General features: G+C 41.0%; 19 protein-coding genes and 1 riboswitch. Of the genes, 13 read left to right on the top strand and 6 right to left on the bottom strand.

The window, feature by feature from the left end; genetic code table 11:
• Positions 1-25: 25 nt before the first annotated feature.
• Positions 26-1459: a PTS system trehalose-specific EIIBC component gene (treP, locus tag J2S07_RS05435; RefSeq protein ID WP_307149397.1), complete on the bottom strand. Its 1434-nt coding sequence runs from the start codon at positions 1457-1459 to the stop codon at positions 26-28.
• Positions 1460-1678: 219 nt separating this feature from the next.
• Here treP and J2S07_RS05430 point away from each other — a divergent pair, with 219 nt between their 5' ends.
• Positions 1679-2842, top strand: a complete 1164-nt coding sequence (locus J2S07_RS05430; protein WP_307149396.1) for a DUF4317 domain-containing protein — start codon at positions 1679-1681, stop codon at positions 2840-2842.
• 68 nt (positions 2843-2910) lie between these two features.
• Here the strand turns inward: J2S07_RS05430 and J2S07_RS05425 are convergent, their stop codons facing one another.
• On the bottom strand, positions 2911-4566 hold the full coding sequence (locus tag J2S07_RS05425) for a glutamine--tRNA ligase/YqeY domain fusion protein (RefSeq protein WP_307149395.1): 1656 nt from the start codon (positions 4564-4566) through the stop codon (positions 2911-2913).
• A 287-nt stretch (positions 4567-4853) separates the two neighbouring features.
• Here J2S07_RS05425 and sdaAB point away from each other — a divergent pair, with 287 nt between their 5' ends.
• The 7 genes from sdaAB to J2S07_RS05390 all read left to right on the top strand — a co-directional run bounded on the left by sdaAB (position 4854) and on the right by J2S07_RS05390 (position 12139).
• Positions 4854-5516, top strand: a complete 663-nt coding sequence (sdaAB, locus tag J2S07_RS05420) for an L-serine ammonia-lyase, iron-sulfur-dependent subunit beta (RefSeq protein ID WP_307149394.1) — start codon at positions 4854-4856, stop codon at positions 5514-5516.
• Between the two features lie 50 nt (positions 5517-5566).
• Positions 5567-6496 carry an L-serine ammonia-lyase, iron-sulfur-dependent, subunit alpha gene (gene sdaAA / locus J2S07_RS05415; protein ID WP_307149582.1) on the top strand — a complete coding sequence of 310 codons (930 nt, stop codon included), beginning with the start codon at positions 5567-5569 and terminating at the stop codon, positions 6494-6496.
• 131 nt (positions 6497-6627) lie between these two features.
• Positions 6628-6711, top strand: a riboswitch (cyclic di-GMP riboswitch).
• 65 nt (positions 6712-6776) lie between these two features.
• Entirely contained in the window at positions 6777-8915 is a 2139-nt protein-coding gene (locus tag J2S07_RS05410; protein ID WP_307149393.1) for a putative bifunctional diguanylate cyclase/phosphodiesterase, read from the top strand.
• Positions 8916-8939: 24 nt separating this feature from the next.
• Positions 8940-9428, top strand: a complete 489-nt coding sequence (locus tag J2S07_RS05405) for a GNAT family N-acetyltransferase (protein WP_307149392.1) — start codon at positions 8940-8942, stop codon at positions 9426-9428.
• 106 nt (positions 9429-9534) lie between these two features.
• Entirely contained in the window at positions 9535-10191 is a 657-nt protein-coding gene (locus tag J2S07_RS05400) for a potassium channel family protein (RefSeq protein WP_307149391.1), read from the top strand.
• Between the two features lie 159 nt (positions 10192-10350).
• Positions 10351-11190, top strand: a complete 840-nt coding sequence (gene dat, locus J2S07_RS05395) for a D-amino-acid transaminase (protein ID WP_307149390.1) — start codon at positions 10351-10353, stop codon at positions 11188-11190.
• A gap of 13 nt (positions 11191-11203) precedes the next feature.
• On the top strand, positions 11204-12139 hold the full coding sequence (locus J2S07_RS05390) for a dipeptidase (protein ID WP_307149389.1): 936 nt from the start codon (positions 11204-11206) through the stop codon (positions 12137-12139).
• A gap of 54 nt (positions 12140-12193) precedes the next feature.
• Here the strand turns inward: J2S07_RS05390 and J2S07_RS05385 are convergent, their stop codons facing one another.
• Positions 12194-13243 (bottom strand): M42 family metallopeptidase, encoded by a 1050-nt coding sequence (locus J2S07_RS05385; RefSeq protein WP_307149388.1) that lies wholly within the window; start codon positions 13241-13243, stop codon positions 12194-12196.
• 101 nt (positions 13244-13344) lie between these two features.
• On the opposite strand from J2S07_RS05385, the gene J2S07_RS05380 reads away from it, so the two are divergent.
• The 3 genes from J2S07_RS05380 (at position 13345) to helD (ending at position 16679) form a co-directional block, all read left to right on the top strand.
• Entirely contained in the window at positions 13345-13578 is a 234-nt protein-coding gene (locus tag J2S07_RS05380; protein WP_307149387.1) for a hypothetical protein, read from the top strand.
• Positions 13579-13702: 124 nt separating this feature from the next.
• On the top strand, positions 13703-14149 hold the full coding sequence (locus J2S07_RS05375) for an SRPBCC family protein (protein WP_307149386.1): 447 nt from the start codon (positions 13703-13705) through the stop codon (positions 14147-14149).
• Positions 14150-14402: 253 nt separating this feature from the next.
• Positions 14403-16679: an RNA polymerase recycling motor HelD gene (helD, locus tag J2S07_RS05370; RefSeq protein ID WP_307149385.1), complete on the top strand. Its 2277-nt coding sequence runs from the start codon at positions 14403-14405 to the stop codon at positions 16677-16679.
• A gap of 67 nt (positions 16680-16746) precedes the next feature.
• Here helD and J2S07_RS05365 read toward each other — a convergent pair whose 3' ends face one another.
• On the bottom strand, positions 16747-17586 hold the full coding sequence (locus tag J2S07_RS05365) for a M15 family metallopeptidase (protein ID WP_307149384.1): 840 nt from the start codon (positions 17584-17586) through the stop codon (positions 16747-16749).
• 174 nt (positions 17587-17760) lie between these two features.
• Here J2S07_RS05365 and J2S07_RS05360 point away from each other — a divergent pair, with 174 nt between their 5' ends.
• The gene (locus J2S07_RS05360) at positions 17761-18507 is read left to right on the top strand and encodes a peptidoglycan recognition protein family protein (RefSeq protein ID WP_307149383.1); all 747 of its coding nucleotides are present in this window, start codon (positions 17761-17763) and stop codon (positions 18505-18507) included.
• A gap of 155 nt (positions 18508-18662) precedes the next feature.
• Positions 18663-22109, top strand: coding sequence for an SCO7613 C-terminal domain-containing membrane protein (locus J2S07_RS05355; protein ID WP_307149382.1), 3447 nt, complete (start codon positions 18663-18665; stop codon positions 22107-22109).
• A 122-nt stretch (positions 22110-22231) separates the two neighbouring features.
• On the opposite strand, the gene cyoE is transcribed toward J2S07_RS05355, so the two are convergent.
• Together cyoE and J2S07_RS05345 are read right to left on the bottom strand one after the other, a co-directional pair.
• Positions 22232-23152, bottom strand: coding sequence for a heme o synthase (gene cyoE / locus J2S07_RS05350; RefSeq protein ID WP_307149381.1), 921 nt, complete (start codon positions 23150-23152; stop codon positions 22232-22234).
• 130 nt (positions 23153-23282) lie between these two features.
• On the bottom strand, positions 23283-23801 hold the full coding sequence (locus tag J2S07_RS05345; RefSeq protein WP_307149380.1) for a GNAT family N-acetyltransferase: 519 nt from the start codon (positions 23799-23801) through the stop codon (positions 23283-23285).
• Positions 23802-23883 lie beyond the last annotated feature (82 nt).

Here is a 23883-nt window from a genome sequence, read left to right as displayed (position 1 = left end):
GGTAACATGGTGCCCCGATGTTTTATTAGGATTGGGCTTTTTTAAATGAGAATTTGTTCATTTTTGTTTTAGCAAAAACAATGGTTAATAGGAACGGAACAACGATGGCAATGAGCATGGCCACTGAAAACATCATCATATGCTGAGGCTGAATGGATAGAATTCCAGGCAGCCCGCCGACACCGATAGAGTTTGCCATTACATTGCTTCCGACCGAAACGATTGCCGCAGTGGCGGAACCGATCATGGCTGCTAAGAATGGAAAGCCGTATTTTAAATTTATCCCAAACATCGCTGGCTCGGTGACGCCCAAATAACAGGAAATTGTTGCTGGAATCGATACCTGCTTTTCTTCTTCATTCTTCCGATTAATATAAATCATGGCAAGTACAGCGGAGCCTTGTGCGATATTGGATAAAGCGATCATCGGCCAAAGATTTGTTCCGTGAAGCTCACTCATAAGCTGTAGGTCGATGGCATTTGTCATATGATGGAGACCTGTGATAACAAGTGGTGCATAGAAAAAGCCGAAAACCGCTGCAAACAGCCAACCGAAAGCAGATGTTAAGCCAGAATAGACAACATCAGAAATAAAGGAACCAATTTGCCAGCCGATAGGACCTAAAATGGTATGAGCAATTAAGACAGTAGGAATTAATGCAAAAAAAGGTACAACAATCATCGAGATGGAATTTGGCGTAATTTTTCGTAAATTACGTTCCAAAAAGGTAAGTAGAAAACCAGCTAAAATGGCAGGGATAACCTGTGCCTGATAACCAATCATATCAATTTTCGCAAAACCAAAATCCCAGAATGGAATTTCTTTTGCCTCAGCAACTGCATAGGCATTGAGAAGCTGAGGAGAGACGAGAGTAATTCCTAGAATAATTCCGAGTATCGGTGTCGTCCCCATCTTGCGAGCAATGGCCCACGTAATGCCAACAGGTAAAAAATGAAAGATGGCTTCTCCTATTAACCACAAAAATGCATGTGTACCAGCCCAAAATTGAGAAACCTCTGTTAACGTCTTTGTTCCGTCCTCAAGCATCTTAATGTCCCCAATGACATTTCGGAAACCAAGGATAAGACCTCCGACCACTAATGCGGGAATTAGTGGAGTGAAGATATCAGCAAGGTGAGCAATCATTCGTTGCAGGAAATTCATATTTTGCTTAGCCGCTACCTTAGCATCATCCTTTGAAACTTCACTGACACCAGAAACCTTTGTAAACTCGTTGTAAAAGGCTGCTACCTCATTGCCAATGATTACTTGAAATTGTCCTGCTTGAGTAAAAGTTCCTTTTACTAGCGGAAGGGCTTCAATCTTCTCGATATCAGCGCGCTTCGGGTCCTTCAACACAAATCTCATTCTTGTTGCACAGTGGGTGACTGCTGATATATTGTCTGCGCCACCAACAAGCTTTAGCAATTCCTTTGCGGATTCTGTGTACTTACTCATGTTCATCCTCCTTTAGACCAATTTTTCCCCTTTGATCCTGTTCATATTCAAAAACAAACATGTATATACAAGTTTTGTTTACGTTTTCATCTTAACTTGTATATACATGTTTTGTCAATAATTTATTTTATGCATTCCATTTAAAAAAAGTCCATTACATGAGTAGTTCAAAATGATTATAATGGAGAAATAGACTTCAGGATGGAGAGGAAATTACAGATGAACAAAAAGGATATTGCCAACATTAGAAAACAATTCAAACTGAACAATGATCGAATGAACATTCAGACTATTTTTAATGTCTATATTATGAAAGGGAGTTCAGATATTTATCACCAGGAATGCCGTCCGTTTGGGATGCTTGAACAGGAGCAGCAGGAGTTATTTTTGGGTAATTTTAAAAAAGTCCTTACAGGGTCTTTAGATACAAAGCTATTTGAATTAAAGTTTCAAGAGAGCGCCGAAAATCATAGCCGTGACATTCTTTACGAAGGGTTGGAGACGGGAGATTTAGAGGAGTGGCAGACGCAGATGCTGTCTATGGTTGCAAAAATGCTAAAGGACAAGCAGTACGAAATGGATTTGGTGATTACATTTATACGTGGTGAATATGTGAAGCCGACGAAACGGAATAGTGAGGATGCTGAAGTGAGCGAGCGGGATGAAGTGTATGCTCATTCTTTCATCCTCTGCAGCATCAATAAAACTGAGCAGCCAGAAACTTCCCTATTATTTGACTATGTGGAAAGAGAATTTAAGTATAACGTGGTCGTCGATCCAATTATTAAGCTCACTGCACCCGCAGCCGGCTTTCTTTACCCGTGCTTTACCGAAAATTCGACTGATGTGAATCATATTCTTTATTCATCTGGGAAAGCAAATGAGCCAGATTTCCATTTTATCGAGGACGTGTTAAATGGGGAACCCGTATTAACGGCTCTAGAGGATAAGGCTGTCTTTGAAGAGATTGTGAAGGAAGTAGCCGGTGAGGAGTTTGATACAGCTACATTAGCGAATGTCTATGAGGAGATCCACCGCGTCATTGATGAGAATGAAGAAGAGGACACGCCAAGACTGGACTACAAGGATGTCGAACGGGTGCTCAAGGTGAGCGGGGTTGAGGATGTTGAGCCGGAAAAAGTCGAGCGAGCCTTTCAAAAGGTAATAGACGATGAAAAATACGAGCTGAAGGCCAATAATATCCTTCCGAACTTTACCTCTAAGTCGATTAAAATTAATACAAAAGTCGCAAATATTGCTATTAGTCCACAGGATTTGAAATACGTAAAGCAGGTCAATTATAATGGCAAACGCTGCCTATTAATAGAAGTTGATGAGGATGCCGTCATTGATGGATTTAAGTTGATTCCAGAGGCATTTTAGAAACAACAAAAAAGCAAAGGGAGAGAAACTCTAGGTTTCCTCCCTTTGCTATCTTCCAGGCAATAGAATTAAAGCTTGAACGAGCTCTTCAACGAAACAATGAGATTGAATACAGGTTTTTCAGGTGTTGAGTATTTCGGATCAACGTTAAAGTAGCCATGACGGAAAAATTGGAATTTCTCCTGAGGCTTGACATCCTTCATATTCGGTTCAACAAACCCTTGGATGATTTCAAGTGAACGTGGGTTCACCTTATCAAGGAAGGTCTTTCCTTCATCTTCCTCATCCTCGGTCTCGTCCAAAATAAGAGGCTCGTACAGACGGAATTCAGCAGGTACTGCATGCTTCGCATCCACCCAATGAATCGTGCCCTTTACTTTTCGACCTGTGAAGCCAGTTCCACTTTTTGTCTCAGGGTCGTACGTACAATGAACTTCGACAACATTACCGTCTTCATCCTTAATAACGTCCTCACATTTGATGAAGTAAGCGTGTTTTAAGCGAACCTCATTTCCAGGGAACAAGCGGAAGTATTTCTTTGGTGGGTTTTCCATGAAATCCTCTTGCTCAATATAAATTTCGCGGGAAAACGGGATTTGACGCATACCCATCTCTTCATTTTCAGGATTAATCTCAGCATCCAGCATTTCAACCTGATCTTCAGGGTAATTTGTAATGACAACCTTCAATGGACGAAGGATTCCCATTGTGCGCGGAGCCTTCAGCTTTAGGTCCTCGCGAACAAAATGCTCAAGCATCGCTGAATCAACAAATCCAGAGCCTTTAGAGACTCCTGTTGCTTTGACAAACTCACGAATCGCTTCAGGTGTAAAACCTCTTCGTCTTAATCCAGAAATTGTTGGCATGCGCGGGTCATCCCAGCCGTCAACATAATTTTCCTCGACAAGCTGCTTTAATTTACGCTTACTCATGACCGTGTTCGTAATGTTTAAGCGACCAAACTCAATTTGGCGTGGCTTGGACTCGGTTTCACAATGTTCAATCACCCAATTGTAAAAAGGTCGTTGATCCTCAAACTCGGTCGTACAAAGAGAATGGGTGACCCCCTCGATTGCATCCTCAAGTGGATGGGCGAAGGCATACATCGGATAGATGCACCATTTGTCTCCTGTATTGTGGTGGGTTGCGTGGGCGATTCGGTAAATAACTGGATCACGCATATTGATATTTGGGGAAGACATATCAATTTTGGCACGTAGAACCTTTTCTCCGTTGCCAAACTCACCAGCACGCATGCGTTCAAATAGGTCGAGATTTTCCTCGATTGAACGGTCTCGGTACGGGCTTTCCTTCCCAGGCTCTGTCAATGTCCCACGATATTCACGAATTTCATCAGCAGAAAGATCATCGACATAGGCGAGCCCCTTTTTAATGAGTAAAACAGCACGGTTATACATTTCCTCAAAATAATCTGACGCAAAGCGTAGATCGTCCCACTCATAGCCGAGCCACTTAACATCCTCCTGAATAGAGTCGACAAATTCCTGGTCTTCCTTCAGTGGATTCGTGTCGTCAAAACGCAAATTGGTCTTTCCGTTAAAATCATCTGCCAACCCAAAATTGATAACAATCGACTTTGCATGTCCAATATGTAAGTAGCCGTTCGGTTCTGGAGGAAAACGAGTGATAATCTTATCGTGCTTCCCACTCTCTAAATCCTCTGTAATAATCGTTCTAATAAAATTTGAAGAATTTTGTTCCAATCTTTATCAGCCTTTCCAGTGAATCAATAGTTATTATCCTATTATACAATAGGAAGTGGTGAAATAAAAAGCCTCTTCCCTTTGAAGTCTCATAGAACTTTGCAAATTTCGACTCATTATTCGATCTCCAACTTGGATGGAAATTATGAAAACCTTTTCAAGAAAATAACCGTATATTATAATGGGGAAGGGGTTTTTTAACCTCTCGGTAGGGGAAAAATATTTTCTATGCTATGATAGGAATAGGCTTTTTTTAATATATTTATACTGAAAAAGGGGTATCTGTGATGAAATTTCGATCGGCATTTGACATCATTGGTCCAGTAATGATTGGGCCATCAAGCTCACATACAGCAGGAGCTGCAAGAATTGGCAGAGTGGCAAGAACATTATTTGGTCGGAAGCCGCAAAAAGCGATGATTTATTTATACGGATCCTTCGCTGAAACCTACAAGGGACATGGTACCGATTTGGCTATTGTTGGGGGCTTGCTTGATTTTGATACATTTGATGAACGAATTCCTATGTCACTTCAACTGGCAAAGGAAGCAAATATGGAAGTGGAGTTTTTCGTGGAAAGCACAGTCACTGATCATCCGAATACCGTTGGCATTCGGCTCTTTGATGAGGACAAGGAGCTTGAACTCGTTGGAATATCGATTGGTGGTGGGACGATTGAAATTACCGAACTTAACTCCTTTAAGCTTAAGCTATCCGGTGAAAATCCAGCTATTCTCGTTGTCCACAATGATCAGTTCGGAGTGATTTCCGCCGTGACAACGGTGATGGCGAAAAATAAAATTAACATTAGTCATATGGAAGTATCGCGCAAGGAAAAAGGCAAGATGGCAATGATGGTTATCGAGGTCGACCAAAAGATCGATGAGAAAATTCTAAATGAGTTAGAGGAACTTCCAAATGTAACTCAGATTATTAAGATGGTAGAATAATAGCTTTTTGATTGATTACAGCCTAGAAGGAAGGGAAATTGAAGAACATGATGTTTCGAAGTGTTGCGGAGCTTGTTGAACTCGCTGAAAGCAAACAAGTGAAAATCGCAGAGGTTATGATTCAGCAGGAGATAGAGGTAACAGGATTATCACGGGAGGAAATCCTATCCAAAATGGATCGCAACTTAACGGTGATGGAAGAAGCGGTCGAACGCGGACTAAAAGGAGTCGTCTCCGTATCAGGACTGACTGGGGGAGATGCCGTTCTTCTCCAAAAATATATTAACAGTGGAAAATCTCTCGGTGGGAATCTTTTATTAGACGCTGTCAGTAAGGCGATGGCAACAAATGAAGTAAATGCGGCGATGGGGACCATCTGTGCCACCCCAACCGCTGGCTCTGCGGGAGTGGTACCAGGTACTTTATTTGCGGTGAAGGAGAAGCTAAATCCGACAAGAATGGAAATGATAGAATTCCTTTTTACAGCTGCTGCCTTCGGATTTGTCGTAGCCAATAATGCCTCGATTTCTGGTGCGGCTGGAGGATGCCAGGCAGAGGTTGGTTCTGCAAGCGGGATGGCAGCCGCAGCTATTGTAGAATTGGCAGGTGGAACGCCAAGTCAATGTGCTGAAGCCATGGCGATTACTTTAAAGAACATGCTTGGTCTTGTTTGTGATCCAGTAGCGGGCTTAGTAGAAGTCCCATGTGTGAAAAGAAATGCGATGGGTGCATCGAATGCCATTACAGCAGCGGATATGGCACTAGCGGGAATCAAAAGTCGTATTCCTTGTGACGAGGTCATCCATTCGATGTATTTGATCGGGCAAACGATGCCAACCGCTCTGCGAGAAACTGCAAAGGGCGGACTAGCAGCTACTCCGACTGGAAAGAGGCTTGAGGCAGAAATATTCGGTCGAAAAGAATCGGTGGAGCCAGGGGCTCAGAAGTCACTATTACTTCATTTGTTACCGAAGGAGTAAGAGGTAGAAAATTCCTTGTTCCTGTGACAAAGGCAAAACTGTTGATTTATCGTCAAATTTTTCTTTAAGAAAATATAGTAGTCTTCAAGAAAAATCATTTATAATATAGGCATAAATGACTATTGCGTATCATATTTTATGGATTCGATGATCATCCTTTCGTATTTGGGCACTTGAGAGGCTGGGAGAAAGTGGTGCAACCGGCCTTGGTTTAAGGTCGGTTTTTTTGATCTCAGAATCTGCAGGACCAATGAAAAAAACGGTCAAAGGGGTAAACAACTTGAGACGATGGATGAAAAATCATTTTTTGAAAGTGAATGGAGCTATTATTATAGTTTCCATTATACTAACGTTGTTAGCGATCATTTATAAAGAATCTTTATATGGAATCTTCGGTGAGGCTAACTATTTATCTTTACATATTATTATGGAAATCTTCATGGTCGTCGTATCGTTTACCATTGCTATTCAAGCATGGATGATGTTTCCGCATGTTCTGTCCAGTTATCGATTGTGGCTAGGCAGTCTTTTTTTCACGATAGCATTGCTTGAAGTACTGCACCTTATCTCTTATAAAGGAATGCCGTTTTTTATCACAGAAAGTTCACCATATAAAGCAACCTGGTTTTATATCGTCGGAAGATTGACCCAAGCTCTTGGGCTGCTAATCATTGTTGCATCAAGGGATCGGAAGGTATCTATCTGGTGGAGATGGAAAGGGTACTTGCTTGGGGGAGTCTACACCTTCATATGGGCATTCATTATTTTCAATCCTGCCAACTTTTTGCCTGAATTGGTTATCGATGGGCAAGGAACAACGATTTTGAAAAATAGTTTGCAGTACATCGCCATCATTCTTCAGATTGTCTGTATTATTTTCTTAATTAGGAGGCTCAATCAGAATTCTAAGGAAACACTTCATCTCATGCTACTTGTTGCTTCTGTTTATTTAATCATCGGAGATTCTATGTTTACCTCTTATAAGAGCGTTTATGATATTTCAAATTTTGTAGGGCATTTATTTCAATTATTTGGTTTTTACTTTCTTATGCGTTCTTTTTATTGGACCTCTGTAGAGGAGCCGTTTCAAAAGCAAAAGGAGGCCCAATCTCAGCTGCGCTATCTTGCCTACCATGATGAATTGACAAAGCTACCAAATGGACGCTTGTTCAAGGAGCGGCTTGAAGATGAGTTGAAAAATAGGGCAGGTATGAAGAAAGCTATTCTTTTTATTGATATTGCGCGATTTAAGACGGTTAATGAATCCCTCGGACATTCCTTTGGAGACCTTGTTCTTAAAGGAGTTGCTCAGAGGATGAGACAAATATTGCCTACCCACCTCTTAATTACAAGGATGGGTGGGGATGAGTATACCGTTCTCATGTCCGAATTAACAAGTGAAAAGGATGTCATTTCGATCTGCAAACAGATTCAAAATGCGATGAATGAGCCTTTTCAAATTCAGCATTTACGACTCAATGTGACATTAAATATTGGTGTTTCCATTTATCCTGAGCATGGCAGAACGGAAACAGAGCTATTGAAGCATGCTCATGTTGCGATGAATGAAGCTCGAAATGAAGTCTATCGATATAAAATCTATCAAAAAGAAATGGACAAACAGCTTATGGACCGCCTCGTGCTAGAGCAGGATTTACATAGAGCTATAGCAGAAGGGAATCTATTTATTACATACCAACCGCAAGTGGATCTGCGCACTGGTCAAATTATGGCCTTTGAGGCCCTACTTAGGTGGAGGCATCCCGAGCGTGGTCTCATTTCTCCTAGCGATTTTATTCCTTTAGCAGAAGAAACAGGACTTATTATTCCAATTGGCGAATGGGTGTTGAGGGAATCTTGCAGGCAATTGAAGGAATGGCATCGCATGGGCTTGCCGAAAGTTGGAATTTCTGTGAACCTATCCACGAAACAATTTTTCCAACAAAATTTGCCAAAAATTGTTGAGGAAATTTTAGCTGAGACGGGACTGTCACCGCATTATTTAGAGCTTGAGATAACCGAAAGCATGACAATGGATGTGAGTAACGCCACGCTTATCCTTCAAGAATTCAGGGATCTGGGCGTGAAGATTGCGGTTGATGATTTTGGAACAGGTTACTCATCCCTACATTATTTAAGAGACCTGCCGATTGATCGGTTGAAGATTGACCAATCCTTTGTGAAGGATATTATTCTCGACAAAAGAGAAGCAGCCATTATTTCCATGATTGTCTCAATCGCTCAGCATCTTCAAATTGAGGTCATTGCAGAAGGGGTCGAATATGAGGAACAGCTGCAATTTCTGCGGGAGCATGATTGTATGCAGATTCAAGGGTATTTGTTCAGTCCTCCTCTTACGGCTGAAGAAGTGGTAGTAAAGTTCATCAATATTCAGGACAAAGCCCACCAATATCGGTGATTACTCAATGGATAGGAGAGCATAATGATAAATTTAATTAAGATCCCAAAAGAGGATGAATATATTTTACACAATCTCATGCAATTTTATATTTACGAATTTAGTCAGTGCATCCCTTCGATCAAGTTAGAGGAGAATGGTTCGTTTGCTCCCTTTCAGTTAGAAAAATACTGGAATGACCCCAATTTTCATCCCTTTTTTATAAAAAGTGAGGAGGAGTTTGTTGGGTTTGCCTTAGTAGAATGTGATTTCAATGAAGGTCCACACTCCATTAATGAATTTTTCATTATGTCTAAATTTAAGGGAAGAGGCTTTGGGAAGGAAGCGGCAACAAAGATTTTTAGAATGTTCCCTGGTAAATGGATGATTACGCAGATTGAAAAGAACTATCCTGCCCAGGCTTTTTGGAGAAGTCTCATATACCGTATTACGAATGGTAATATGGCAGAAAGGTATGATGAACACCGGAGATCGATACAGGAATTTCATACTGATTTTCTTGTTGACAATTAAATAACTGAGGAGTATTTTAATAACAAGCATTGACCATTCTTTTGTTAGGGATGGTTTTTTTTATTTTCAGAAGCCCTTTGTATTTATTCTAGAGAGGAAGAAAAGAATGAAGAAATCGTTTGCCGTTTTTGGATTAGGAAGATTTGGAGGCACATTGGTGAAGGCCTTGTCTGAATTAGATATCGATGTTTTGGCCATTGATATTGATGAAGCAAAGGTGAACTATTACTCTGAATATGCCACACAGGCTATCCTAGCAACTGAAATTGATGAAAACACCTTAAAGAAGCTAGGAATTCGTAATTTTGATTATGCGATTGTTTCATTCGGTGATGACATTAAATCTAGTATCCTCACCTCCCTTTTGTTAAAGGAAATTGGCGTTCCTCAGGTCTGGGCTAAGGCGCATGATGATTATCATGCGAAGGTACTTGAAAAAATCGGGGTAGACCGTGTGATTCATCCAGAACGGGATATGGCGCTTCGGATTGCGCACTATATCGGCTCCAAAAAAATCATTGATTATATTGAATTATCGAAGGAATTCAGTATTGCTGAAGTGGTCGCCTCAGACAAAATTCATAATAAAACCCTATCAGAATTAGATATTCGGGCTAAATTTGGCTGTAATATTGTTGCGATTCAAAGAGGAAAAGATATCGTTGTTTCCCCTTCCCCAGATAAAGAAATCTTGAAGGGTGATGTTCTCGTTGTCATCGGCAGAAATGATGATATCAATCGTTTCGATAAGAAGGGTGTCTGAAATCATGCTTTGAATTGTTATTTTGTAGCATCTCTGTAGTGTTATTAAAGCTTTTCATGAAGGCAAGTTTTCAAAATCATCCAATTTTTCTATGGCATATTCATGCGAAAAGGCGTATTTTAGTACTATAGATTAATATGAATAGAGAGGGATGAAAAGATGGAGCTTGGATATATAAATGGAAGATTTGTTGGTCTAGATGAGTTGGTTCTTCCTATTGATGAGAGGGGACATCAATTTGGTGATGGCGTATACGAGGTGATTCGGTTTTATGATGGAAAGCCTTTTATGCTTGAGGAGCACTTAGAGAGGTTAATTCGCAGTGCCAAGGCCATAAAGCTTCCAGTGAAGGAGAGCCTAGCGGATTTTACCGAATTGATTATATCAGCTGTGGAAAAATCAGAGATAAAGAATTGCAATGTTTATCTCCAAATAACTAGAGGAATTGCAACGAGAAATCATCTTTTTCCAGATGCTCCTGTTTCGATAACGATGACGGTTCGACATGCCAATCCCATACCTAATGAGAAACGGGAAAAAGGGGTCGATGCAATCACGCATCCAGATGAGAGATGGGCGAATTGCTACATAAAATCTTTGAATCTGCTGCCGAATATTTTAGCCAAGCAAACGGCTTTTGAGCAGGGCTGTCATGAGGCAATTCTAATCAAGGATGGTTATATTACTGAGGGAACGAGCTCAAATGTCTATATCGTCCAAGGGGGCGAAATCATCACGACCCCGCTAACAAATCAAATCCTACCAGGGATTACGAGAATGGCGGTCAAGAAGCTAGCATCTGAATTGAACATTCCTTTTGTAGAAAAGCATTTCACAACAGCTGAACTCATGGAGGCAGATGAAATTTTTATCACAAGTACGACAGCAGAAGTGCTTGCTATTGTTAAGGTTGATGGAAATATCATCGGCAGCGGTACACCTGGTGAAGTCGTCACAAGGCTGCATCAGCAATTTCAAAAAATGGTTGAGGCCCTTTAGTAGGGGGTTCTTCATGAATATCATCGATATGCACTGTGACGCTTTGTTGAAGCTTTGGGAGTCTAAGGGAAAGGCATCTTATAAGGATGCGCCCCAAATCGACACAAATAAGGATCGTCTAATCAAGGGGGAAATTAAAGTTCAAGGCTTCGCCATTTGGATTAACCCAGCGTTCAAATCCACACAGGCATTTGATGCAGTCCTTGAGCAGGCTGAACTTTTTCATAAGGAAATCTTAAAGAAAAACAAAGAAATCAAGCATATCAAAAATTGGTCCGATTTAGAAAAGCTAGGAGAAGGGGAAATTGGAGCGATTCTAACCCTTGAAGGGGTTGATGCAATCGGCAATGACCTCTCTAAACTGGCTATTCTGTATGAACTCGGGGTGCGTTCGGTCGGACTGACGTGGAACAGCGCCAATCTAGCAGCTGATGGGGCCCTTGAACCGAGAGGGGCCGGTCTTACGGCTTTTGGTAAGGAGATCGTCACGTTCAATAACGAACATCAAATTCTAACGGATGTTTCTCATCTTTGTGAGCGGTCCTTTTGGGATGTGATGGAGATTGCAAAGTACCCAATAGCCAGTCACTCGAATGCAAAGCGGATTTGCGACCATCCTCGCAATTTGACGGACTCTCAAGCCCGTGCAATGTTTGAAAGAGGTGCCATGATCCATATTGTTTATTACCCGCCCTTCGTGAAAAAAGAGGGGCCGGCCACCATAGATGATCTTATCAAACATATAGATCATTTATGCGGACTAGGGGGAGCGAAATACATCGGACTTGGTTCGGACTTTGATGGAATTGATCAAAAGATTCCCGGTCTAAGTGATGCCTCTGAAACGCAGAACCTCATCAATAGGCTACTCAAATTTTTTAGTGAAGAGGAAGTACGAGGCTTTGCTCATGATAATTTCCTACGTCATATATCGGAAAAGCTGACCTGATTGGGTCAGCTTTTCATGTTGTGTTGCTTAAATGTGTTCAGAAAAAATCGCCTTCTAAAAAATCATTTCAGACAATACATAGTGATACAATAGCTTCGCTGTATTTTCAATGGATGATTGATGGGTGCGTTCAAATGCGTGCGAAGAATCGATGCCAGGGCCAACTAATCCGTGGACGATATCATGTCCGGAGCGAATTGCTGCAGATGCATCAGAACCGTAGTAAGGATAAATATCTAATTTATAATCAATCCCATTTTCCTCAGCAATTTTCACCAATTTTTTGCGAAGTCCGTAATGATATGGGCCGCTTGCATCCTTCACACAGATGGAAACTGTGTACTCGTCTGTCGATTGGCCATCGCCCATGGCCCCCATATCAACAGCAAGGTATTCAACCGTTTCCGGTGTAATGTTTGAATTGCCACCATAGCCAATTTCCTCATTATTAGAAATAAGGAAATGAGTGGTATATGGTAGTGTGATGTTATTTGTCTTCAGCTGTTTAATGAGTTGAAGAAGAATCGCCACACTTGCTTTGTCATCAAGATGCCTTGATTTAATGAAGCCGCTTGAAGTAATCTCCACTCTTGGTGCAAAGGAGACGAAATCACCAACTTCGATGCCTAGACTGCGAACGTCACCAGCATTTTGAACAACCTCATCAATACGGACCTCCATATTATCCTGGTTTCGTTCCGCTTTGCCCGCATCCTTATAGACATGGACAGATGTCTGGTGCATAAGGATCGTTCCTGTATATCTCTTCCCGGAGCTTGTCTCAATTTCGCAGTATTCGCCTTCGATGGAGTTATATTGGAATCCGCCGATTAGATCAAGCTTCAATCGCCCGCTTGGCTTTATTTCCTTCACGATGGCTCCAAGTGTGTCAACATGTGTAGTCAGCATCCGATGCTTCGATTGTTCGGTGCCAGATATCGATGCGATAAGACCGCCTTTTCTGTTGCGAACGGTTTCGACTCCTAAGTCTTGAAGGAATTTTTCTACATATGTAATAACTTCATTCGTATTTCCCGTTGGACTTGGTATGGATACAAGTTCCTTTAATAGCTTGAGTGTTTCCGTGGTGTCTGGATAGGTCATAGGTCTTCTCCCTTCAAAATAGATTACTTTTCCATCATAACATTGATATCTTGATTTGGCATAGGTAGAATAATCATAAAAGACTCGAGGAGGGGTTTTCGATGAGTGATTGTAAGATTGACCATACACCTGAGGATGTAAAAAGCAAATATGAATCCCAGTCCGCATTTTTGCCAGAGGACATGAAGCCTTTATTTGACCAGTTTTTCAAGGAGGAGCATACCCAGGATATTCTAAATGATGTCTTTCATTTACTGAAAAAGTATGATCTCGTATCAGAGGATGAGAGAGAGGCAAGAAATAAAAGGCTGTACTTGGTGCTAAAAAACGTATAAAGAAAACTTTAGGTAGCAATTCAATTAGAGATTGCTGCCTTTTCTGTCATGTGAGGAATACAATTTGAATACTCTTTATAACGGGAGATGTTTCTTCATATGGCGAACAAGAGGAGAGGATATTTTGGCAAAGCTATACAGCATGATTATTGACGCACCGATAGAAGCGGTTTGGGCATTCTTAAAGGATTTTGATCACTGGGCTCCGCTCATACCCGGATATGTCACTCATAAAATATGGAACTCAAGAAAATCAAGCTGGATCTTTACAACCGAAATCGGGGTGATTAAGAAAAAGATAGAATTTGACCTTGAAATCCACAGCATGCATGCTCCGAGAAGCATTACTTTTCAAGTAGAGGGAACGAATGAAGGCTTTATCGGGCATGGAAATATTGAGGCGAAAAAAATGAAAAGAGGACGTACCTTTATTACCGCAAGTCTAGATCTCCAAGCAACAGGTCCACTTGCTAAATTAATAAAACCACTGCTTAAATCCAATCCCCCAAAAATTACACAGGAATTCAAAGAAGAAGTAACCGCTCGAATTCACGCCTACCACAATGGATAGTTCGGTACCAGGTACCGAGTGTTATTGATTTTTCTAAGTAGGAGCAACGGGGCGGCGAAGACAAAAAAGACCGTCTTGCATTCTAAGCATGAGCATGCTAGAATAAAAAGCGGTCTGACGTCTTTTTTATTAATTTTATTTAAATATCTATAAATATCCTATAATAACATTATCATAAATTTAATTGGTTGTCAAGCAATAGGAAATAAAGAAAACGTTCGGACCAGAAAAAAATGATGTGGAGCGTGATTTCATGAGTGAAGAACAATTGGAAAGAGAACAAGAGCAGAGACGCGTACAGAAACTTGCCGTAGAAATTCAAGATAGAATAGATACATTATCACATCATGCAAGCAAAATCAGTTCGGATGCTCATGAAATTCGTAGAACCTTTTGGAACGATGTCACGGTGAATGTGGATGAGCCGGATGATTTTGAAGAAACTTTTTATAGCATTAAGCAGCAGGCCGATCTCTTATCCGAACGAGAAAGAAGTGAGAAGCAGCTTAAAAAGACAATTAAAACCCTGTCCAGATTAAAGGAATCCCCTTATTTCGGGCGGGTCGATTTCATTGAGGATGGAGAAAGCTCGAGTGAGTCCATCTATTTAGGTATTACCTCTTTTATGGATAAAGAAGAACAAAATTTTCTCATCTATGATTGGCGCGCACCGATTTCCAGTATTTATTATGACTATGCACCTGGCCCTGCTCAATACGAAACCCCATCTGGCTTAATAAAAGGGGAAATGACGCTAAAACGGCAATTTATTATTAAAGACGGTCGCATTGAAGGGATGTTCGATACAGGAGTAACGATTGGGGATCAATTGCTTCAGGAGGTCCTTGGAAATAATGCCAATGCACAAATGAAGACGATTGTGGCAACCATTCAAAAGGAACAAAATCAAATCATTCGCAATGAAAAAAATAAATACTTAATCGTCCAAGGAGTTGCGGGAAGTGGGAAGACCTCTGCGGCACTTCAGCGGGTCGCCTACCTTTTGTATCGTCATCGTAAAACACTTTCTGCACAAAATATCGTCCTTTTTTCCCCGAACCCCCTTTTTAATAGCTATGTGTCAACGGTGTTACCTGAGCTTGGCGAGGAAAATATGCAGCAAACAACCTTTATTGAATACCTTGGAAGCCGAATCGGGAGAGGACTATTACTTGAGGATTCCTTTAGTCAGCTGGAATACTTGCTGAATCATGAGGACACCTCTGAATACAAGGCTCGGGAAGAAAGCATTCGTCTTAAATCGAGCTTAGCATTTAAGGAGAAGCTTGATGATTATATAAGAGCATTGGGGACAGAAGGATTGGAATTTAAGGATATTTCGTTAAAAAGTGAGGTGCTCCTATCGAATGAGCAGATGAAAGAACAGTTTTATTCGTATGAAAAAGGAATTTCATTATGGCATCGGATGGAATTATTGAAGGATTGGGCTGTAAAGGAATTGAGGCGGCGAAAGAGACTAGAGCGTCGAAAGGACTGGGTCAAGGAAGAAGCGCAATTTTTAGATAAGGAAGATTTTCTGGAAGCCTTTAAAACGCTGCAGAATAAAGGGAAGTATAATGAGGATTCCTTTAATGATTTTGAGTTGGAAGAGAAGCTGCTCTCGGAGATCGTGGTGAGCCGCTATTTTAAGCCGATTATGACTAAGGTTAAACGGCTTGGTTTTGTAGACTATCGCAGGATTTATGAGAATTTCCTTAGGAAGATGTCTGATATCTATTCCCTTCAAAAAATCGGGCAGGGTGAAATTCCCTATGAGGACGCCACTCCATTTGTCTATTTAAAGGATAAGATTGAGGGGACGGTTTCTTTTTCTTCGATCCGCCATATATTTGTGGATGAAGCTCAGGACTATACACCTTTTCAGTTTGCTTATTTTCAAGAGCTATTTCCTAACAGCAAAATGACCCTCCTTGGTGATATTAATCAAGGAATCTTTTCCCATTCTAATGGAGTGGAATCCTTCTTACCGCAAGCTATGGAGGGGGAAGAAGAGAGAATTATTTTAACAAAAAGCTATCGCTCAACTAGACCTATCGTTGAGTTCACGAAAAGAATCCTGAAGGATGGAAGCCATATTGAACCCTTTAACCGAGACGGCTCTAAACCGACGTACACCACCTGTGCGAATGAAGATGAGCTTGATGCGAAGGTACTCGAGTTATTAAAGGCGCAAACCTCTCACAAAACCGTTGCCATCATTTGTAGGACTGCGATGGAAAGTGCTGCAGTATATGCAAAACTAAAGGATCATGTGGAATTACGTTTAATTGAAAAGGGGACGATTACCTTTGAAAGAGGACTGCTCGTCATTCCAAGCTATTTGGCAAAGGGAATTGAGTTTGATTCCGTTATTCTCTATGATGTATCTGGATATAGCCGAGAAAGTGAAAGAAGACTTCTTTATACAGCATGTACAAGAGCAATGCATGAGCTGCATCTTTTTTCAACGGGAGCTGAAAGCCCACTCTTAAAAGAGGCTATGGAATATGTAGAAAAATCGCAGGGGTAAATCCCTGCGATTTTTGATCACCAATTGAAGTTCGCAAATGGGTCCGATGTTGGCTATTCGCATAGACCTAATAGACGGTCACGATCACACCATCGATATTGTTGCCTGAGATTTCATATTGCCTATTTGCAGGGACCTCGATGGTAGTCGTTTTTGAAATCGGATAATAGGAAATGGTATACTCATTTCCATTAATAGAAGCCGTTAATTGCTGCTGCTCTTTTACATATTGCAAGTATTCCTCCAAAACAAAGTTCTTTTCCTGCATAATTGCGCTATGTGGAAGTCCAACATATCGGATATGCCAAGGTTCGTATTCAATTCCAGTAATCTCCGTTTTATCCTCCGGATATCTCAGAACAAATCCATACTGCCATGCATGATCTTTAATCCATTTCCCCTCAGGTGCCACATTCATTTTCATTTTCGATGAACCAACATCAAGGGACAAGCCCAAATTATGTTCACTATGGCCGGGAGGAAGGGCATAGACAGCTCCCATTTCTTGAAAAAGCTGGGTTTGTTCCTCTAAATTCCGATACCCGCTACTGATGATAAAGTTCTCTACTCCATCCTTTTTTGCCGCTCGAACCATTTCCGTGAATTTCTGCGTGATTTCTTCAGACAGCCGGACATTTTTATCCAACAAACCGAAGTATTGTCCTACGTTTCCTTCAAACAAATTGATGACATCTGTTTGCACGCTTACAGGGTGAACCGGGTAATCATGGTTTACTAATAATAGATTTCCGTTATGGATTCCATCGGTTGTTATTTCTACTGGTTGAGTAGCCCGATTTGCAGCTTCTATTCCTTTTGTTATCTCGATTTGACTTTCAGGATTATGTACAAAAAAAATAAGCCCGAGCATTATTGGTAAAATTCCTACTATTCCCCATTTTTTCATATTGCTTTCATCCTCCTATCAATAAGTAAGACGAAAAAAAGTTAGGAATAATTCAAAAAAGGGAAAGTTTTTTTCAATTAGAAAGGAAAGGCCATCATCATTTGGTGTAAGGAATATTTTTAAGCCGAATTTAAAAGATATAAAGGAGAGTTAAGTAGAAGGAGGTTCGATAAGATGAAGCAAAAGATTGAGTTAATAATGAGCATGATTTTGATGTTGTTTTTGCCGATTTCTTCGGGGTATGCTATGGAGATTACTGAGGACGAACCATCAGTAGAAGCAGCGATTTCCGAGGGACAATATATCGTGATGACGAAGGAAGAATTTAAGAACTGGCTGTTCCGCCAGAACATCACGCGAAAAATCATGTTAATCCAGCAGCATCACACTTGGGCTCCAGCCTACAAGCATTTTAAAGGCTCTAACCATCTAAACATGCTTAAGGGCATGGAGAATTTTCATGTGAAAGAAATGGGCTGGAAGAATATCGCGCAAAATTTAACGACCTTTCCAGATGGCAAGGTCGCAGTAAGTAGGCCGCTGAATATCGCTCCGGATGGAACAATTGGTCCTAGAGCAAATTCAGCGGGGATTGCTATTGAAAACGTTGGCAATTTTGATAAAGGCTATGATGTGATGACGAAGGAGCAAAGGGATACGATTGTATATATTACGGCCTTGCTCTGCATTAAATTCGGACTGACACCATCTGTTGACACCATCACCTATCATCATTGGTGGGATCTAAAAACGAAGGAAAGAGTGCTGGACAAGGGACCGGATTATAATGTGAAGACTTGTCCAGGGACCAATTTTTTTGGCGGGAACTCAACAAAAAGTGCAAAGGAGAATTTTTATCCGCTTGTCGCACAAAAGATAGATGAGCTATTGGCGGAAATGAAAAAGGGTTCAAAGTCATGAAACATTTTGAACCCTTTTTGTTATGCCCATTCTTCTCTATTCAAATGTCTTCTAAAAAGAAAAAATTCCCAAAGGTATTGAAATATTTCCTTGATAGTGTAAAATTACACTAAATCAATACTAGCAAAAATTACATACGTAAGGCAGGGGAGTATATGGAGCCTCTATCTAGGGAAGAGAAGAAATTAATTGTCAAAAATGAATTATTTTTGTTAAAGGAAGGTCAGTACATAACACCAAAGACCTATCAAAATCTCGTCAAAGCCCATCAACAATTTTATGAAGATGTGGAGGCTCGTGAAAAAAGGACGGAAAAAGTAGAGGAGCCAGTTAAAACACTTATTCCGCAGGAGCACAGGCCTTTAGTGCCAAAACCGTTGAAGAATCTCAGACCTCAGCTGGCAAAATCAAAACTGCAGACTGAAGAAGTGCATCAACAAAAGACAGTCCAACCGAAACTAAAGCCTGTAAAGAAATTATCGGATGAGCAAATTAGAGAACGTAATATTACCTGGCTCCTAAATTTAGGCGTGATTCTTCTTCTAATTGGTGGTTTATACGTGGCGACAAGCAATTGGGCAACAATGACAAGTATGACCAAAGCAGGTTCTATTGGTCTGATTTCCATGCTTTTTTATGGAATTTCCTTTGTCTCAAAGCGGATTCTTCACATCGACAAAACGGCTTTTGCCTTCATCGTTCTTGGAAGTCTATTCCTCCCAATTTTCTTATTATCGATCGGCTGGTTCGAACTACTAGGACCGTATCTGTCCGTGTTTGGAGAAGGCCGCTACTTGTTCGGAATGATAAGTAGTTTTCTCGTACTACCAGTTTATGTCCTTTTGGCACAAAGACTATCTTCAAGGCTGTTTGTCTGGTTTTCCTATCTCACCATGTCAATTGGAACGGGCTTTCTCTTTGCGGCTTTCCACATGGAAGAGGATGGATTTTTCCTCGGGATGATGCTATTCCAAGCATTGCTGATATTTGCATACCATCGAACGAAGGCTCTTGAAAAACTTCAGCTATTTACGAAGGAATTTGTCTATTTTGCTCAAGCGAATTTAATTCTAACGACTGTGCTGATGCTATTGCTGTATCATTCCCATGCATACCTTGGTTTTAATCTCATTCTTACAGCCACTATTTATTTATCAATGGTGTATGTTACAGGAAGGAAGGAATTTCACTTCGTCTTTACGACGATGCTTGTTTTTGGTGTGTTTCAGCTAGTGGAGCACTCCTTCTTAGAACATCTCGATGCCGTCATCTATGCACTGATTGGATTCCTGTTTCTGTTAATCCCGAGCGCATTGGATGATCAATATCCGTGGAAAAAAATCTTTACCCTGACAAGCGGGGTCGTGTCTGGGCTAGCTTTTCTATTTATCACCTTTGAAGCCATTTTGATCAAATGGGGCGATCCATCTCTGACATTATTGCTCGCATACATGGTCATTGCAGGGAATTTTCTCTATTTAAGCAGTACAACAAAAAAGCTTCTGTTTCGTTATTTAACGGCTATCTTCATATCAGTGGCACTATTTGAAGGTTTGCTACTCGTAAATGAAATGGTGAGCATACGCCCATTTGTATTATTTGTTTTCTTCATCGGATGGACTATGTTTATGCTAGGAGTCTTCATAAAGGTGAAGCTATTGCTCGATATTAAGCAGCCAGCACGGGATATTGGCTGGGCGTATATGCTCATTTCGTTTTATGCAGCTATTGCGATGTATGCTTGGTGGGAGCTCGGTGTTATGTTGCTGCTTGTTTGTCTCTCTGCCTATATTAGCCTGACGAAGGAACCACGAACCGCATTCAAATCGGTATGCGAATGGCTTGTCCCACTTGCACTTGGCTTCGGCCTGGTTGCTTTTGGTGAGGAAGTAAGGCAGGCATCAGATTTTTACACTCATGAACTCGGCGCAGCCACCCATTTTATATGGGCGAGTGTAGTCCTTCTTGTAGGTCATATTATAACGAAAAACGATGCGTTAAAGATCAATCATTTTTACGCTTCTGAGGCCTTTTACACGTTGGCCCTAATAGGTGCTATCGTATTTCCGATCAATGAAGACTGGGTTCGACCGCTGATCTTTATCGGTGGAATTGCGATGTATTGGAGGCTCTTCACCTATACAAAAATTAAAGCTGTTTCCTATTTAGTTAGCGTACTGACCCTGCTATCCTATTTTGTAGTTTTGGATGCAATTGTGGATCTCGGGAAGCTTGGATTTATTTTAGCGGCAGTCCTGCTCTTTGCAGTGGCAATGCTTGTAAAAAACAGGCAGTTAGCGAGGGCCTTTGCTACCACGGGTCATATTTATTTACCATTTGCTTATCTTTTGACTCTTTTCTTATATGGGAATGATGCGGTTTGGAGCTTTCTCATCGGACTCATCATTTATGCTGTTAGTACGAGAAGGGTGGAGCAGGAGTGGAAGAAAAAACTGTTCTTATACAGTGCCTTTACCTCACTTTTTGCCGTCTTAGCAACGACAATCGCAAATGTTGAAACGATGGACGGTGAGTTCGCCTATCTGTTAACAAGTATTGTGATAACAGGATTTTGGTTTTACTCCGATCCCATCTATAAAAAAAGAACACTCTATTATCTCGTACCATTTTCCTTGCTTGGAAGTTTAACTTTTATCTCGATGTATCCGTTTGAAATGATGCCATATATCGTTAGCTTGTTATACTCCATGGGCGTGATGGTCATTCTTCATCTTGCAAAATGGGAAATCGTAACGGTGATTCCGACCCTGTTTATCTACGGGGCTACTTTACTATATTTAATATACCATCCATTTGCGGCAATAAATGAGCTGTTGACTCTTGCGGTATTTGGGATCGTCTTCTTGTTTGCGGGAAAATGGTTTTACAAAAGCCTTTATGAGAGACCATTTTCAGTGGATGTTTATACGTTCGCAGGGGTTCTATTTTTTGTCACGATGTATTTGTTTGAGCAACCAACCTTATGGACAAAGATTCTACCAGGGTTGCTCATTGCTGCTGCTATTTGGGTGCAAAGAAAACGGATTTCAGGAGAGCTGAAATGGATTCCAACCTTCCTCGCTGGTGCTTATCTGCTACAGCCTTACTATGTGTTGATCAGTGAGCTAGAGGTTCATTATCTATTATTGCGGGAAGCGTATGTTCTTCCGTTCATCGTTTTGGTAATCTATTTGCGCCGTTGTCTAAAGGGAAGGCATGAAAAGCTTACAGGTCAGCTGCAATGGGGTGTTCTTTTCATCGTATCGTTGGTGTTGGTTGTAGATGGTCTTGAGACTTCAACCATCTATGATGCACTAATTCTTGGGAGTCTCTCGTTAGTTTCGATTCTAGCTGGAGCCTTCCTACGGATAAAATCTTACTTCTTTATTGGCTCGGGTGTCCTTTTGCTCAATGTATTTATGCAAACGAGACCGTTCTGGGGGAACCTGCCATGGTGGGCATACCTTTTGATTGCGGGATCGATTCTCATTGCTGTGGCGAGCTCAAACGAATGGAACAAACAAAAGGTGGCTCGTGGAGAAACGACGATGCTTGGTGTGTTTAAGAAAAAGTTCCTGGAAATGTGGAAGCAGTGGAAATAGGAAAGCAAGGGGGCACGATTTGCAAGATTCGTGTCCTCATCAGCATTTCTGTACTCCCCGAAAATTCAAAAAAGCTGCTCCGTGCAATTTTCGCACGGAAGACAGCTCTTATTAAATCCCCTTTATTGAAAGAAAAAGATCCCCATTAATGAATAGATGATGACAGTTGAAAAGAGAACGGTCATATGCACGAGCGAGTAGACAAACATTGACTTCGCCCATTTGTTTGCATCCATTTTCTTAGAGCCATAGATGCTGAGTACAAGCCAGCCGATGCTTAGAATCAGTGCAACAAGCATCAATCCAAGGCTAAGTGTACCGAATAAGAAACTGATGGCAACCATAATGAACAAATAAACATTGGTCTGAATGTAGGTTCTCTTGACCCCCTTGACAACAGGAAGCATCGGTACATTGGCTGCTTCGTAATCTTCATGACTGCGAATCGCAATAGCGTAGAAATGAGGCATTTGCCAAATTACCGTGACGACAAAAAGTCCAATAATTGCAGGATGGGTAATGTCTGGCTGGATGGCAGCCCAGCCGATGAGTGGCGGCATGGCACCAGAAATACTTCCTACCTCTGTGTTCCAAATTGTTCTTCGTTTGGTCCACATCGTATAGGGAACAACATAGAAAAAGACTCCTAAAAAACCAAGTAATCCAGCCAGCGGTGTTGCAAGAGTAAGTATACCGACTCCGAAAATGGTCATTAGAATACTAAGCAACAACACGGTTTTTGGAGAAATTTCACCGGTCACGGTCGGGCGTTTTCTCGTCCTTTTCATGATGGCGTCAATATCCCGATCGTACAGATTATTGAGTGCACCAGCAGCAGCTATGACGAGAGTTGTCCCGATTAAGGCGTACACGATATTTGGAAATGTCTCGACAAGGTCCTTTTGGTAGGTATATAAAGAGAGGGTTAATCCCGCAAACATCGGAATCAAGTTGGATTTAATAATCCCTGTCTTGACAGTCGCTCCAATGATTTTTGACAAAGGCTGTCTCGGCAGCGCTGTTGAAAGTTGTTTTTCATTCATCACTTTGACGATGTCCTTTACGTAAGTATTTGTAAGTTAAGATTTTTATTGTCCAATATTAATTTTACCATGTTTGTGAGAAAAATCACTACTTTTGCTTGAACATTTCTTCTTTTGCCTAAAAACCAAATTATCGATCCATCCATTCTTCATCTAAAATTGCATAGTAATATTCATCCCACCACTCGTCGCCATGAGGGATACATTTTTTAAAGTAACCTTCCCTTCGCATCCCGATTTTCTCCATCACTCGGTAGGAAGGGGGATTCTCAGGCTGGCAGGTGGCAATAATGCGGTGGGCCTTCAGATTTTCGAAACCATAGTTCAAAAGGGCATAGGCTGCTTCTGAAGCAAAGCCTTTGTTATAATATTTTGGATTAAATACCCAGCCAATTTCATATGTATGATCACCAAAGCATTTGTGAAACACCATGTGACCGATCAGCGTGTTTTCCTCCAATAGAATGACTGGAAACTTCTGCGGCTCATCTCCCATATTTTGTCTTACGAAAGCCTTTGCATCCTCTTCTGAAAAAACTCCCTCAGGGATAAATTTCATGACCATTTTGTCAGAAGTATACTCATGAACGGATTTCCAGTCTTCAAAAACAAATTTGCGAATGAATAATCTTTCAGTCTTTACATTCATACAACTCCTCCTCTATGACTACTTTATCTCTTCGTGGGAATTTTGAAAACTCTTAAATTTGATACCGAAGAAATTGAGCAAG

It is taken from the genome of Anoxybacillus andreesenii (assembly GCF_030813005.1).
In the GTDB taxonomy this organism is placed as follows: domain Bacteria; phylum Bacillota; class Bacilli; order Bacillales; family Cytobacillaceae; genus Robertmurraya; species Robertmurraya andreesenii.
The sequence above is the reverse complement of the archived record's forward strand: the minus strand, read 5'-3'. Positions and strand labels throughout refer to the sequence as shown.

What these genes read in the sequence shown, in the direction of transcription:
- J2S07_RS05385 (WP_307149388.1), bottom strand. Translation starts at nt 13,243, where the DNA reads ATGACCTATCCAGACACCACGGAAACACTCAAGCTATTAAAGGAACTT.
- J2S07_RS05365 (WP_307149384.1), bottom strand. Translation starts at nt 17,586, where the DNA reads ATGAAAAAATGGGGAATAGTAGGAATTTTACCAATAATGCTCGGGCTT.
- helD (WP_307149385.1), top strand. Translation starts at nt 14,403, where the DNA reads ATGAGTGAAGAACAATTGGAAAGAGAACAAGAGCAGAGACGCGTACAG.
- sdaAB (WP_307149394.1), top strand. Translation starts at nt 4,854, where the DNA reads ATGAAATTTCGATCGGCATTTGACATCATTGGTCCAGTAATGATTGGG.
- dat (WP_307149390.1), top strand. Translation starts at nt 10,351, where the DNA reads ATGGAGCTTGGATATATAAATGGAAGATTTGTTGGTCTAGATGAGTTG.
- sdaAA (WP_307149582.1), top strand. Translation starts at nt 5,567, where the DNA reads ATGTTTCGAAGTGTTGCGGAGCTTGTTGAACTCGCTGAAAGCAAACAA.
- J2S07_RS05360 (WP_307149383.1), top strand. Translation starts at nt 17,761, where the DNA reads ATGAAGCAAAAGATTGAGTTAATAATGAGCATGATTTTGATGTTGTTT.
- J2S07_RS05355 (WP_307149382.1), top strand. Translation starts at nt 18,663, where the DNA reads ATGGAGCCTCTATCTAGGGAAGAGAAGAAATTAATTGTCAAAAATGAA.
- cyoE (WP_307149381.1), bottom strand. Translation starts at nt 23,152, where the DNA reads ATGAATGAAAAACAACTTTCAACAGCGCTGCCGAGACAGCCTTTGTCA.
- treP (WP_307149397.1), bottom strand. Translation starts at nt 1,459, where the DNA reads ATGAGTAAGTACACAGAATCCGCAAAGGAATTGCTAAAGCTTGTTGGT.
- J2S07_RS05380 (WP_307149387.1), top strand. Translation starts at nt 13,345, where the DNA reads ATGAGTGATTGTAAGATTGACCATACACCTGAGGATGTAAAAAGCAAA.
- J2S07_RS05345 (WP_307149380.1), bottom strand. Translation starts at nt 23,801, where the DNA reads ATGAATGTAAAGACTGAAAGATTATTCATTCGCAAATTTGTTTTTGAA.
- J2S07_RS05400 (WP_307149391.1), top strand. Translation starts at nt 9,535, where the DNA reads ATGAAGAAATCGTTTGCCGTTTTTGGATTAGGAAGATTTGGAGGCACA.
- J2S07_RS05405 (WP_307149392.1), top strand. Translation starts at nt 8,940, where the DNA reads ATGATAAATTTAATTAAGATCCCAAAAGAGGATGAATATATTTTACAC.
- J2S07_RS05430 (WP_307149396.1), top strand. Translation starts at nt 1,679, where the DNA reads ATGAACAAAAAGGATATTGCCAACATTAGAAAACAATTCAAACTGAAC.
- J2S07_RS05390 (WP_307149389.1), top strand. Translation starts at nt 11,204, where the DNA reads ATGAATATCATCGATATGCACTGTGACGCTTTGTTGAAGCTTTGGGAG.